We start from the raw sequence: 11,711 nt of genomic DNA, 5'->3' as shown, positions 1-11,711 counted from the left end.
GGTCGGCTTTCGCTCAGCGCAGCAACGTGCGGGCTATGGGGTCGGCATCGGCTTCGCGTCCCCGGACGTCCGGCGTACGGGACACGGTCACATGCTCTTGCAGCAGAGACCCCAGCATCTCGGCCTCGAACTCCTCCGGCTCGTTGAATCGAGTACGCCCCAGGACGAGTTGCACCGTGGCGGGGTCGATGTCGGTGATCAGTCCGCCGAGGCTGCCCACGTCGATCGGGGCATTGCCCCGGTGGCGCTTGAGCATGTGGCCGAACTCGTGGCCCACCACGATCTCGGCGTGTGCCCGGCCGATGGCGGTGTCGTAGAACACATAGTCGGTGTCCTGCGTTGCCAGCCACATTCCGCACGGGGAGGAGGCGTCGAGGGAGTCCGGGTCGGCCGGGTCCGAGGCGAACGGCATGAGCCGGATCGACCGGCCGAGGCGCTGCTCCATGAACGGCACCAGGTCGAGGACACTGTCGACGGCGGGCAGTCCGAGGTTCTGGACGAACTCCCGGCTCTGACGCTCGATCCTGTCGGCCGTGCTGCGACGCCTACGGCGGCTGAGCCACATGGAGAGCCCTCCTCTCGTTCCGGTCTCGTTCCGGCACTGGTCGCCGGTCACGGCAGGTCCTTCGCGGGGTCGTCGAGCAGTCCTTCCTCTCTTCGTACGGCTTCGAGTGCGGCCAGCACCTTGCGCTGGCCCGCCGCGGACACGCCCATCGACCGGAGCGCGATCTGCTCGACTCCGCTCTCCTTCAGCTTGCGCAGGATCTCGAACTGCGTCGCGATCTTCCGCGTCACCTCGTCCTCGACGAAGTAGGCGGCCTCCACACCGAAGAAGCGGGCGAGCAGCGGAACGATGGTGATGGTCGGGGTCCGCTTGCCGGCACGGAGCAGGCTGATGTGGGAGCGCGTGTAGCTGTCCTCGCCGTACGCCGAGATCGTGCGGGCCACATGGGCGTTCGTGTACTCCTCCGCCCCCGGGGGACGCACCCGGTCGAACAGGAAGTTGAGGCGGTCACCGAAGGACGCTCCAGGGCCCGGGACGGGAACCGGCCGAACGTGCCCCTGAGGCACCTGGGCTGCCTGAGACTCCTGAGGCCGATACCCCTGCTCGTCCCACTCCACCACTGCGCACCAACCCCCTTCCCGCAGGCGTGACTATAGTTGACGCGCACACGTCGTGCGTAACTATAGTTGACGCTCCGCCAAAGGGAAGCGTCACCCGAACAGCCGTCGAAAGTACGCCGATGGCCCGTCAATCACCTCCTCATTTCGGGCGATCAGCGCAGCGGCCAGGGCCGGGCCTGCACCGTTTGGCATGATCTGCTCCGTAAGCTCGCGCGCCATGACCAGCCGTGCCCAGAGGCGTTCACGACGCGCCACCCTCGCCGCCGCCCTTGCCGTGGGGCTGTCCCTCGCGGGGCCCACGACGTCCGCCGTGCCCGCCTCCCCGCGTGCGCCCGGGCCCCGGCCCTTGACTCCGCCCCCGCCCTCGCCTTCCTCCGAGGCACGAGCGGCGGCGAGCCACGTCCACAGCGTGCCCGTACCGGCCGGCGACGATCCGGTGCTCCGGACGCTTCCCGCCCGCGCCACCCAGCCGTTCAGCCTGCTCGGCCTGACCTGGGACGACCCCACGGCCCAGCTGGACGGCACCGTCAAGGTGCGTACCCGGGACAGCCGTACGGGTGCCTGGTCCGCGTGGCGGGCGCTCGAAGCCGAGATCCGCGCACCCGAGTCGGCGGGTGCGGCACTACGGGGCGGGACCGCGCCGCTGTGGACCGGGGCCGCCGACGGTGTGCAGCTGCGGGCGCAGGGGGACGCGCTGCCGCGCGGACTGCGGCTGGAGCTGGTCGACCCCGGGCCGGTGGCCGGCGGAGCCGCTGCCGCCCTGCCGCCGTCAGCGGCTCCGCCCGCAGCCCCGGATGCCCGCGTTCGGGCCACGGCCCCTAGGCCGGCCGTCGCCCCCCGTTCCGGCTGGGGCGCCGACGAGTCGCTCGTCAAGGAGCCGCCGAAGTACAACAAGACCACCAAGGCGGTCTTCGTCCACCACACCGCGGGGACGAACAACTACACCTGCGCCCAGTCGCCCTCGATCATCCGCGCCATCTTCCGCTACCACGTGGTGGGCCAGGGCTGGAACGACATCGGCTACCACTTCCTCGTGGACAAGTGCGGCAAGATCTTCGAGGGCCGGGCGGGCGGTATCGACAAGCCCATCCAGGGGGCGCACACCCTCGGCCTGAACGTCGACACGAGCAGCGTCTCGGTGCTCGGGGACTACATGACGGCCGGCGCGACCGCGGCCGCGCGCAGGGCGGTCGCCTGGGTCGCCGCCTGGAAGCTCGGGCTCTACAAGCAGGACCCCGCGGGCAGCGTCACGCTCACCGTGTCCACGGACAACGGCAAATACCGCGCGGGGCAGCGGGTCAGCCTCCGCCGCATCTCCGGTCACCGTGACGGCTCGGCGACCGACTGCCCCGGTGACAAGCTGTACGCCAATCTGCCCGAGATCCGGGCACTGGCCACGGCCATGGCGGCCGGCCTCACCCCGAAGACCACTTCCGGCGCCTCCGGGATCCAGGTGACGACGGGTGACTTCAACGGGGACGGCTTCGAGGACGCCGCACTGTCCTTCCGCACCGCGCTGGGCGACATCCCCCTCTTCATCCTGAACGGCACGGCGAGCGGGCTCGACACCACCTCTCCCGCGACGCTGTTCGGCGCGGGGGGACATGCCCTGGCCACGGGCGATCTGAACGGTGACGGATACGCCGACCTGGCCGCGCTGACCGGACGGGGCATCGCCACCTTCCACGGCTCGGCCACCGGGCTCACGACCACGGGCGCACCGACGATCGACGGTCAGTGGGCCGCCGCCGCGGCGTTCACGGCCCAGGACACCGACGGCGACGGCTACGACGAGCTGCTCGCCGACGGGGCGGTCGTGGCGAAGGGCGGGGCGGGCGGGGCCGTGGCCATCGCCGCGAAGGGCCCTGTGAGCTGAGAGCCGCTCAGGCCCGGTCCGCCGGAGTCCGCGCCGCCCTCGCCCTGCGGGAGAGGGCGGCGCGCAGCACCCGCTGCCCCTCCACCGAGAGATCCAGGGCCCTGCGCAGTCCGGCGCCGCCCGGGATGGCCGAGAGGGCTTCCAGGATCTGGACCTGCCGGCGCTGCTCGCCGGCGGCGAGCGGGCCCGCCGCGCCGCCCGACGGGTCGAGGTCCTGGTGGAGTTCGAGTGCGAGCGCCGAGCAGGCCGTGGCCCACTCGCCGAGCTGCTCGGTGGACCACTCGGAAGGGGCCTCGCGGATCATCCTCCGCACCGGAGCCGCGGCTTCACCGATCGCGGTGGTGTCGTCCAGCGCCGCCCTCGTGGACCGGAGTCGCCCTGCCCAGCCGTCCTCACCGTCCGCGATGCCCGCCCAGAGGGGGCGCAGCACGTCGGTCTCCTCGACAAGGAGGGGCAGACAGCGGTCGAGGCAGGCCACACCACTGGCAGCCAGGCTCCTCTCATCCGCTTCTGCGATCAGTTCCACCAGGCTCATCGACGCCTCCCGAACGATGCGGACGCTGCGTGGTCACTGCCTCATTCTGCGTCGCCTGGCTCAAAATCGTCACCCCTGTCGGCCAGAAACCGCCGGACTTTGGACTCGCGGTCGCTCAGCCTCCGTGCTGCGGGTGGGGCACCGCCACACTCGGCACGCTCCCGCCGGCCTTCTGCTGCTGCATGAGCGTCATCCTGCGCACGACGGCGATCGCCAGCAGCGCGGCCGCTATGTCGACCACGCTGCCGATCATCAGGACAGCCGCGGCGACACGAATCGCTTCAGGGCTCTCCGCCTGGTCGTATGCGGCGTCGGCGACCTGCCCGAGCAGCGCCGAGACCAGCCAGAGCGCCCACCAGAAGTTGAGCAGGGCGTGCGACGCGCCCTTTTTGTCCTGACCGTAGTCGGGCAGGGAGGCGTCCCAGATGTCACCGGCGACCGAGCGCGGGATCCAGAGGTTGCCGAAGGGGATGAACCAGCCGCCGATCGCCCAGCCGGAGCCGCGGCGTTGCAGATCCGGCCGCAGCACCCCGGCATTGACGCGCGCCCGGTGGAACCAGATGACGAAGAAGACACCCGCCACGAGCAGGGCGAAGCTGTAGACCGTCGATGAACCGGCCATGAACAGGTCTCCGCTGTCCAGCTCGTCCGCGGTGTGCGCACCGGCGTCCTCCATGAGCCCGCGGATGTGCGCGGCCGCCGCCATCCACGCCAGGTCGGCCAGCACCACGACCGCGAGCAGGGTGATGGCGACGTACGAGAGCACGACGGGCGCGCGCGGCCCGACCCGCGGGGCGGGCACGGGAGCCGGAGCGGCGGGCGGGGCCGCCACCGGCGTCTGGGTAGGCGCGGGCGCCGGCGCCAGGGCCGCGGCGCAGTCCTCGCAGAGGCCCCCGCTCGTCGCGGCCGGGTGGGTGGTGCAGTTGGAGCAGAGCACGGCTGGGAATTCCCCCCTGAGGTGGTACGGACCATCCGGCACCTTCTCCCCAAAGGCACCATTGCGGCCGGGTCAGAAACCGCCCGCGGACCCTATGCGGCCCGGCCGCACACAGTCCAGCGGGTTCGGCGACACCACCGCGCTCACCCCAGCCGGTTCGCCAGCGCGCCGAACGCCGCCCAGTCCAGCGGCGGCTGACCCGGTGTCCACAGCTTCTGGGAGACCGCCCGCAACGGCATCCGGATGCCGGACGCCACCTGGTCCTGGGTCTGGGCGTCGGCCAGGTCGCTCCAGACGGCGAGGCGTCCGCCCAGGATCTGGCCGGAGTAGCGGGCCGGGACCGGCGTGGTGCCGCGCAGGACGAGCGGGGTCCACTGCTCGTAGATACGGCGGCCGGTGGGGTAGGTGAAGTCGTTGGGCTCGCCGAGCACGTAGTAGAGGTACTCGTCGTTGAGGTTGACCACCTTGCGGCCCTCGGCCAGATACTCCTGCGGCGGCCGCGCCCCGGTCTCCTTGCCGGTCCAGTACTCGACCTCGATGTTCTTGCCGGGGCTGGTCACGCCGCCGCTGAAGAACCCGTCGTTCCACGCCTTTGGCTGCTTGCCCGCCGCCCGCACCACCGCGGCCCGGTCGTTCAGCCAGCCGGTCGCCAGGTCCTTCACCCCGGCGTCGGGCCCGTACGTGCGCACCGCGGCCTGGGCGAGCTGCGGGTACGAGGCTGCCGGGTCGCGCACGGTCAGCGCCTGGTACTCGTCGGCGCCCACATGGAACCAGCCGGCCGGGAAGAGGCCCGCGTACTCCCGCAGCAGATCGTCCACGATCTTCGCGGCGCCGGGCTTGGATATGTCGATCGCGCCCTGCCTCGGCACACCCTGCACATTGAGCAGCCGCAGGTCCGGGTGGGCGCGCAGCACCGCGCCCAGATGCCCGGGCGAGTCGATCTCGGGGACGACATCGATGTGCAGGCTGCGTGCGAGGGCGATGATCCGGCGCACCTCGGCCTTGCTGAGGTGCTGTGCGGAGACCACCTCTGGGTGGGAGTCGGACGCGATGCGGAAGCCCTGGTCGTCGGAGAAGTGCAGGCCCAGGGTGTTCAGCTTGAGGTCGGCCATCTCGCGCAGCCGGGTCTCTATCCAGCCCGCGGTGTAGTGCTTGCGGGCGATGTCGACGTTGAGCCCGCGCTGCGGGCGGTCGGGCCGGTCGCGTATGACGCCTTCGGGCACGGTGCCGCCCGAGCGCAGCGCCTGCTTGAGGGTGCGGGTGCCGTAGAACACGCCCGCTTCGTCGGGGCCGGTGATCCGTACCCGGTTGCCACGTGTGGTGAGGGTGTACGACTCCGGGGCGCCGGCGCCCGAAGCGCCGAGCGTCAGCTCCACGTCCCCGGGGCGCACCTGGCCGCCGTTGCGAACGCCGGTCTTGAGCTCCTTGGCCAGCAGCCGCGCCTCGTCGGCGAGCGCCTCGCTGCCCTTGGCGACGACGATCACGCTGCCGGGGGCCGGGTGCCAGCCGGGGCCGCGGGCCGGCTCGTGAGTGCGGACCGAGGGGATGGTGCGGGGGGCCGTGGAGAGCGGGTAGCTCTTCGTGGGGGCCGGGGTGGGAGTGGGGGTGGCGGCGGGCGGCCGCTGCCCTTCGCCGCGTGCGCCTGCCGGGCTGTCGCCGGACACTCCGGGCGCCCCGGACGCTCCCGAGGAGCAGGACACCATCGTCGTCAGGGCAGCCGTCGCCGCGGCTATCGAGCCCGCCAGCAGCCGTGCGCTCCTGGACCGCGAGATCATCTGATCAGCCTCCTCATCCCGAAGAAGTATGACCAATCAAGATGAATCAGGCGAAGTCAGGCAGAATCGTCTACCATGCTCCCCGAAACTCTCCCTTCCGGGTGAAATTCATGCAACAACCGGACGGTTTCCACCCCTGAATCGATAGCGTGACGGCGCACGCGCCCCACTGTTCGCAGGCGTACGACACGCCCGGGTGGTGCAAGTGGAGCAAGCCGAGGAGCCGAGGAGCACACACGCTGTCCAGGTCCAGCGAATCTCACAGCGGCCTCCCGCGGGTCCCCGCCCCATCCGGACCGTCACGTGGTCCGGCGGGCGCCCCTTCCCGTTTCCCTCGCCTGCCCGGACTCGAACGGTTCAACACCGCGTCCGACGGCGCCGCCGAGGCGGCCCTGCTCGCCTGCTGCGGCAGCCGTCGCTGGGGCCGCCGTATCGCCACCCACCGGCCCTACCCCGATCTGCACGCCCTCCTCGCCGCCGCCGACGAGGCCGGCTACGACCTCTCGGCGACCGATCTGGACGAGGCGCTCACCGACGAGACCCCCGCCGCCCTGCCCCCGGGTGCGCCCCCTGCCGCCCACACGGCGCTGCACGCCGCACACGCCGCGTACCAGAGCAGATTCGGCCACGCCTTCGTGATCTGCCTCGACGGCTACCGCCCCGACGAGCAGCCCGACCAGATACTGACCGCGATCCGCTCACGACTCGGCAACGATCCGGACGACGAACGGGTGATCGCCGCCGACGAACTGCGTCGGCTGGCCCGCGCGCGGCTCGCCCATCTGGTGGCCAACGCGGCCGCCACCGCCCCGGTCGTGCCCGGACAGAGCCGACAGGGCCATTCCGGTTGTCCCGAAGGCCGTCCTGATAGCCCGTCCGTGCCTGTTTGATCACACAACACGACCCCGCGCGAGGGAACCGACAACTCGTCGCTACCATGGCCGGGGCCGGTGGACCGTACCCGGCCGGGCCAGACCGACATAGCTGTCACCTTTGGGAGAACGCTGGCGGCCGGCTCCAATCCCCGCTCCCGGAGGGTTTTTCCGTGCCGGCTGGAACGCTGTACCGCGGCCGGGAAGGTATGTGGTCCTGGGTGGCTCATCGAGTCACCGGCGTCCTCATCTTCTTCTTCCTGTTCGTACACGTGCTGGACACCGCGCTCGTTCGCGTCTCGCCCGAGGCCTATGACGAGGTCGTGGCGACCTACAAGACACCGCTCGTCGCGCTGCTGGAGTACGGCCTCGTGGCCGCCATCCTCTTCCACGCGCTCAACGGCCTTCGTGTCATCGCCGTCGATTTCTGGTCAAAGGGCCCCCGCTACCAGAAGCAGATGCTCTGGACCGTCATGGGCATCTGGGTCGTGCTGATGGCAGGCGCGCTCTACCCCGTCCTCGGCCACGCCGCACGTGAACTGTTCGGGAGCTGACGCCAGACATGTCTGCTGAGAACCCTTCCGCGATCGGCGCCGTCGAGGGCGTTGCCCTCTACGACGTCGAGAACCCGGCCCCCGTCATCGAGGCCCCGCGCAAGCGCACCTCAAGGACGCCGAGGACCACCCGCGGCAACTTCGAGATGGCCGCATGGCTCTTCATGCGCCTGTCCGGTGTCGTGCTGGTCGTCCTCGTCATCGGCCACCTGCTGATCCAGCTCGTGCTGGACGGCGGTGTCTCCAAGATCGGCTTCGCCTTCGTGGCCGGCCGCTGGGCGTCCCCGTTCTGGCAGGTCTGGGACCTGCTGATGCTGTGGCTGGCGATGCTGCACGGCGCCAACGGCCTGCGTACCGTGATCAACGACTACGCGGAGCGGGCGAACACGCGCCTGTGGCTCAAGGGCCTGCTGTACACCGCCACAGTGTTCACCATCCTTCTGGGCACGCTGGTGATCTTCACCTTCGACCCGAACATCCGCTAGGCACGGGGCTGAGGCGAAACACTGATGAAGATCCACAAGTACGACACCGTCATCGTCGGCGCAGGCGGCGCCGGTATGCGCGCCGCCATCGAGGCGACGAAGCGCAGCCGCACCGCAGTGCTGACGAAGCTCTACCCCACCCGCTCCCACACGGGCGCCGCGCAGGGCGGCATGGCCGCCGCGCTGGCCAACGTGGAGGAGGACAACTGGGAGTGGCACACCTTCGACACGGTCAAGGGCGGTGACTACCTGGTCGACCAGGACGCCGCCGAGATCCTGGCGAAGGAGGCCATCGACGCCGTCCTCGACCTGGAGAAGATGGGCCTGCCGTTCAACCGGACCCCGGACGGCACCATCGACCAGCGCCGCTTCGGCGGCCACTCCCGCAACCACGGCGAGGCTCCGGTGCGCCGGTCCTGCTACGCCGCGGACCGCACCGGTCACATGATCCTCCAGACGCTGTACCAGAACTGCGTCAAGGAGGGCGTGGAGTTCTTCAACGAGTTCTACGTCCTGGACCAGCTCATCACCGAGGTCGACGGCGTCCGCAGGTCGGCCGGTGTCGTCGCGTACGAGCTGGCCACCGGTGAGATCCACGTCTTCCAGGCGAAGGCCGTCATCTACGCGTCCGGCGGCACCGGCAAGTTCTTCAAGGTGACCTCCAACGCGCACACGCTGACCGGTGACGGGCAGGCCGCCTGCTACCGGCGCGGTCTGCCGCTGGAGGACATGGAGTTCTTCCAGTTCCACCCGACGGGCATCTGGCGCATGGGCATCCTGCTGACGGAGGGCGCCCGCGGTGAGGGCGGCATCCTCCGCAACAAGGACGGCGAGCGCTTCATGGAGAAGTACGCGCCCGTCATGAAGGACCTCGCCTCGCGTGACGTCGTCTCGCGCTCCATCTACACGGAGATCCGCGAGGGCCGCGGCTGCGGCCCCGAGGGCGACCACGTCTACCTGGACCTCACCCACCTGCCCCCGGAGCAGCTGGACGCGAAGCTCCCAGACATCACCGAGTTCGCGCGCACGTACCTCGGCATCGAGCCCTACACGGACCCGATCCCGATCCAGCCGACCGCGCACTACGCGATGGGCGGCATCCCGACCAACGTCGAGGGTGAGGTCCTCCTCGACAACACCACCGTCGTCCCGGGTCTGTACGCCGCGGGTGAGGTCGCCTGCGTGTCGGTGCACGGCGCCAACCGCCTGGGCACCAACTCGCTGCTCGACATCAACGTCTTCGGGCGCCGCGCCGGTATCGCAGCCGCCGAGTACTCGGCGAAGGCGGACTACGTGGACCTGCCGGAGAACCCCGCCTCCCTCGTGGTGGAGATGGTCGAGCAGCTGCGTGCCTCCACCGGCAACGAGCGGGTCGCGCAGATCCGCAAGGAGCTCCAGGAGACGATGGACGCCAACGTGATGGTCTTCCGTACGGAGCAGACCATCAAGACGGCCGTCGAGAAGATCGCCGAGCTGCGCGAGCGCTACAAGAGCGTGTCCATCCAGGACAAGGGCAAGCGCTTCAACACGGACCTGCTGGAAGCCATCGAGCTGGGCAACCTGCTCGACCTGGCCGAGGTCATGGCCGTCTCCGCGCTCGCTCGCAAGGAGTCGCGCGGCGGTCACTACCGCGAGGACTTCCCGAATCGCGACGACGTCAACTTCATGCGCCACACCATGGCGTACCGCGAGGTCGGCGCCGACGGCTCCGAGACCATCCGTCTCGACTACAAGCCCGTCGTCCAGACCCGCTACCAGCCGATGGAGCGTAAGTACTGATGGCAACCCCCGTACTCGAGAAGTCGGACGCGATCCCGGCCAGCCCCGCGTCCCCGTACATCACGGCCACCTTCCGGATCCGCCGCTTCAACCCCGAGATCTCGGACGAGGCGGAGTGGCAGGACTTCCAGATCGAGATCGACCCGAAGGAGCGGGTGCTCGACGCCCTCCACAAGATCAAGTGGGACGTCGACGGCACGCTGACCTTCCGGCGCTCCTGCGCGCACGGCATCTGCGGCTCCGACGCGATGCGGATCAACGGCAAGAACAGGCTCGCCTGCAAGACGCTGATCAAGGACATCAACCCGGAGAAGCCCATCACGGTCGAGGCCATAAAGGGCCTCACGGTCCTCAAGGACCTGGTCGTGGACATGGAGCCGTTCTTCCAGGCATACCGGGACGTGATGCCGTTCCTGGTCACCACCGGCAACGAGCCGACGCGTGAGCGCCTCCAGTCCGCCGAGGACCGCGAGCGCTTCGACGACACCACCAAGTGCATCCTGTGCGCCGCGTGCACGTCGTCCTGCCCGGTGTTCTGGAACGACGGGCAGTACTTCGGCCCGGCCGCGATCGTCAACGCGCACCGTTTCATCTTCGACTCGCGTGACGAGGCCGGGGAGCAGCGCCTGGAGATCCTCAACGACCGTGATGGCGTGTGGCGTTGCCGTACGACCTTCAACTGCACGGACGCCTGCCCTCGTGGCATCGAGGTCACCAAGGCGATCCAGGAGGTCAAGCGAGCGCTGATCACGCGCCGCTTCTGAGCCCTCGGGGTCCGGCAGCGCCCAGGGGCCCGTTTCTGTACGCTCACCGTACGGAACGGGCCCTTTGCCATGGCCATTTGTCATTGATCATTGTTGTGTGAGAGCGGGGACGAGATGAGCGCGCCGAACCCTTACCAGGACAGCGGCGACTACCAGTGGGGGCCGCCACAGTCTCCGGGCACGCCCGAGTACAGCGGCGGATACGGCTATCCCCACACCGTGCCCGGATACGGCTATCCGCAGACGCTGCCGGCCGTTCCGGGTGCTGCGGGCGGGGCGCCGATCGCACCGGCCGCCGCGGGTGCGCCAGGCGCTCCGGGCATGACGATGCTGTCGCTCGGGGACATCACGGTGCTCCAGGACTCGATCGTCACCCCGGCCGGCATGCTCCCCCTCAAGGGCGCGGTGTGGAACGTCACCGACATGTCCCGCACCGACGAGAAGATCCCCACCGCCGGGGTCGTGCTGGCGGTGATCTTCGCGATCTTCTGCCTGCTCGGTCTGTTCTTCCTGCTGATGAAGGAGAAGGTCACCACGGGCTTCATCCAGGTGAGCGTCAGCAGTGGTGGCCGCCACCACACGACGATGATCCCGGCCGCGGGCCCGCAGACCATCCAGTGGGTCATGGGGCAGGTCAACTACGCGCGCTCACTGAGCGTCTAGGCACTGTCCGGCCCTGGCCCTGGCCGGGCGGGGCGGCGCGCTTCTCACGGGGTGTCCCAGGCCGCGTCGCCGCGCTCCTCCGCGACGACCATGATGCGGCGCAGCATGTCGTTGAGGAGCGCGCGTTCGTCCTTGCCGAGTACGCCGAGCAGGCGGTACTCCTCGTGGCCGAGGACGTCCATCGCGCCCAGCCAGGTCGCACGGCCGTCAGGCGTGAGCTCCACGACGACTCGGCGCCGGTCGGTGGTCGACGGTGTGCGGCGGATGAGACCGCGGCGTTCCAGGGCGTCGAGGCGGCCGGTGACGGACGCGGGGGACGAGACCCACGGCGCGGAGGCCGGCCGGG

12 protein-coding genes and 1 pseudogene are annotated in these 11,711 nt (G+C 69.9%); 7 read left to right on the top strand and 6 right to left on the bottom strand.

Annotated features, from left to right (window positions below):
• Window positions 1–13 precede the first annotated feature (13 nt).
• Together ACFV6V_RS22440 and ACFV6V_RS22435 are read right to left on the bottom strand one after the other, a co-directional pair.
• Entirely contained in the window at window positions 14–565 is a 552-nt protein-coding gene (locus ACFV6V_RS22440) for a hypothetical protein (RefSeq protein ID WP_385567732.1), read from the bottom strand.
• A 47-nt stretch (window positions 566–612) separates the two neighbouring features.
• Window positions 613–1,071 (bottom strand): hypothetical protein, encoded by a 459-nt coding sequence (locus tag ACFV6V_RS22435; RefSeq protein WP_385567729.1) that lies wholly within the window; start codon window positions 1,069–1,071, stop codon window positions 613–615.
• A 271-nt stretch (window positions 1,072–1,342) separates the two neighbouring features.
• Here ACFV6V_RS22435 and ACFV6V_RS22430 point away from each other — a divergent pair, with 271 nt between their 5' ends.
• The gene (locus ACFV6V_RS22430) at window positions 1,343–3,001 is read left to right on the top strand and encodes an N-acetylmuramoyl-L-alanine amidase (RefSeq protein ID WP_385567726.1); all 1,659 of its coding nucleotides are present in this window, start codon (window positions 1,343–1,345) and stop codon (window positions 2,999–3,001) included.
• Between the two features lie 7 nt (window positions 3,002–3,008).
• Here ACFV6V_RS22430 and ACFV6V_RS22425 read toward each other — a convergent pair whose 3' ends face one another.
• From ACFV6V_RS22425 to ACFV6V_RS22415, 3 genes are all read right to left on the bottom strand, one after another.
• The gene (locus tag ACFV6V_RS22425; RefSeq protein ID WP_385567724.1) at window positions 3,009–3,536 is read right to left on the bottom strand and encodes a hypothetical protein; all 528 of its coding nucleotides are present in this window, start codon (window positions 3,534–3,536) and stop codon (window positions 3,009–3,011) included.
• A gap of 115 nt (window positions 3,537–3,651) precedes the next feature.
• Window positions 3,652–4,473, bottom strand: a complete 822-nt coding sequence (locus tag ACFV6V_RS22420; protein ID WP_385567721.1) for a DUF4328 domain-containing protein — start codon at window positions 4,471–4,473, stop codon at window positions 3,652–3,654.
• 143 nt (window positions 4,474–4,616) lie between these two features.
• Window positions 4,617–6,245 carry a glycoside hydrolase family 20 protein gene (locus tag ACFV6V_RS22415; RefSeq protein ID WP_385567833.1) on the bottom strand — a complete coding sequence of 543 codons (1,629 nt, stop codon included), beginning with the start codon at window positions 6,243–6,245 and terminating at the stop codon, window positions 4,617–4,619.
• 242 nt (window positions 6,246–6,487) lie between these two features.
• Here ACFV6V_RS22415 and ACFV6V_RS22410 point away from each other — a divergent pair, with 242 nt between their 5' ends.
• The 6 genes from ACFV6V_RS22410 to ACFV6V_RS22385 all read left to right on the top strand — a co-directional run bounded on the left by ACFV6V_RS22410 (window position 6,488) and on the right by ACFV6V_RS22385 (window position 11,365).
• Window positions 6,488–7,138 carry a 2-oxo-4-hydroxy-4-carboxy-5-ureidoimidazoline decarboxylase gene (locus ACFV6V_RS22410; protein ID WP_385567831.1) on the top strand — a complete coding sequence of 217 codons (651 nt, stop codon included), beginning with the start codon at window positions 6,488–6,490 and terminating at the stop codon, window positions 7,136–7,138.
• A 155-nt stretch (window positions 7,139–7,293) separates the two neighbouring features.
• Window positions 7,294–7,674, top strand: a complete 381-nt coding sequence (sdhC, locus tag ACFV6V_RS22405; RefSeq protein WP_147987791.1) for a succinate dehydrogenase, cytochrome b556 subunit — start codon at window positions 7,294–7,296, stop codon at window positions 7,672–7,674.
• An 8-nt stretch (window positions 7,675–7,682) separates the two neighbouring features.
• Complete coding sequence (locus ACFV6V_RS22400) at window positions 7,683–8,159, top strand: succinate dehydrogenase hydrophobic membrane anchor subunit (RefSeq protein WP_385567719.1); 477 nt, start codon at window positions 7,683–7,685, stop codon at window positions 8,157–8,159.
• A gap of 24 nt (window positions 8,160–8,183) precedes the next feature.
• Window positions 8,184–9,938 (top strand): succinate dehydrogenase flavoprotein subunit, encoded by a 1,755-nt coding sequence (gene sdhA, locus ACFV6V_RS22395; protein ID WP_385567716.1) that lies wholly within the window; start codon window positions 8,184–8,186, stop codon window positions 9,936–9,938.
• Window positions 9,938–10,702, top strand: a complete 765-nt coding sequence (locus ACFV6V_RS22390; RefSeq protein ID WP_385567714.1) for a succinate dehydrogenase iron-sulfur subunit — start codon at window positions 9,938–9,940, stop codon at window positions 10,700–10,702. The genes sdhA and ACFV6V_RS22390 overlap by 1 nt, the downstream gene beginning before the upstream one ends.
• Before the next feature lie 114 nt (window positions 10,703–10,816).
• Complete coding sequence (locus ACFV6V_RS22385) at window positions 10,817–11,365, top strand: hypothetical protein (protein ID WP_385567711.1); 549 nt, start codon at window positions 10,817–10,819, stop codon at window positions 11,363–11,365.
• Between the two features lie 44 nt (window positions 11,366–11,409).
• On the opposite strand, the pseudogene ACFV6V_RS22380 reads toward ACFV6V_RS22385, so the two are convergent.
• Window positions 11,410–11,682 (bottom strand): annotated as a pseudogene (locus ACFV6V_RS22380) (MarR family winged helix-turn-helix transcriptional regulator); the annotation flags it as partial.
• Between the last annotated feature and the right edge of the window lie 29 nt (window positions 11,683–11,711).

The organism is Streptomyces sp. NPDC059828 (assembly GCF_042731955.1).
Classification (GTDB): domain Bacteria; phylum Actinomycetota; class Actinomycetes; order Streptomycetales; family Streptomycetaceae; genus Streptomyces.
This window is presented reverse-complemented; position numbering and strand designations above follow the sequence as displayed.

Coding starts and splice junctions, on each gene's coding strand:
- ACFV6V_RS22385 (WP_385567711.1), top strand. CDS start 10,817: ATGAGCGCGCCGAACCCTTACCAGGACAGCGGCGACTACCAGTGGGGG.
- ACFV6V_RS22400 (WP_385567719.1), top strand. CDS start 7,683: ATGTCTGCTGAGAACCCTTCCGCGATCGGCGCCGTCGAGGGCGTTGCC.
- ACFV6V_RS22430 (WP_385567726.1), top strand. CDS start 1,343: ATGACCAGCCGTGCCCAGAGGCGTTCACGACGCGCCACCCTCGCCGCC.
- sdhA (WP_385567716.1), top strand. CDS start 8,184: ATGAAGATCCACAAGTACGACACCGTCATCGTCGGCGCAGGCGGCGCC.
- ACFV6V_RS22425 (WP_385567724.1), bottom strand. CDS start 3,536: ATGAGCCTGGTGGAACTGATCGCAGAAGCGGATGAGAGGAGCCTGGCT.
- ACFV6V_RS22390 (WP_385567714.1), top strand. CDS start 9,938: ATGGCAACCCCCGTACTCGAGAAGTCGGACGCGATCCCGGCCAGCCCC.
- ACFV6V_RS22440 (WP_385567732.1), bottom strand. CDS start 565: ATGTGGCTCAGCCGCCGTAGGCGTCGCAGCACGGCCGACAGGATCGAG.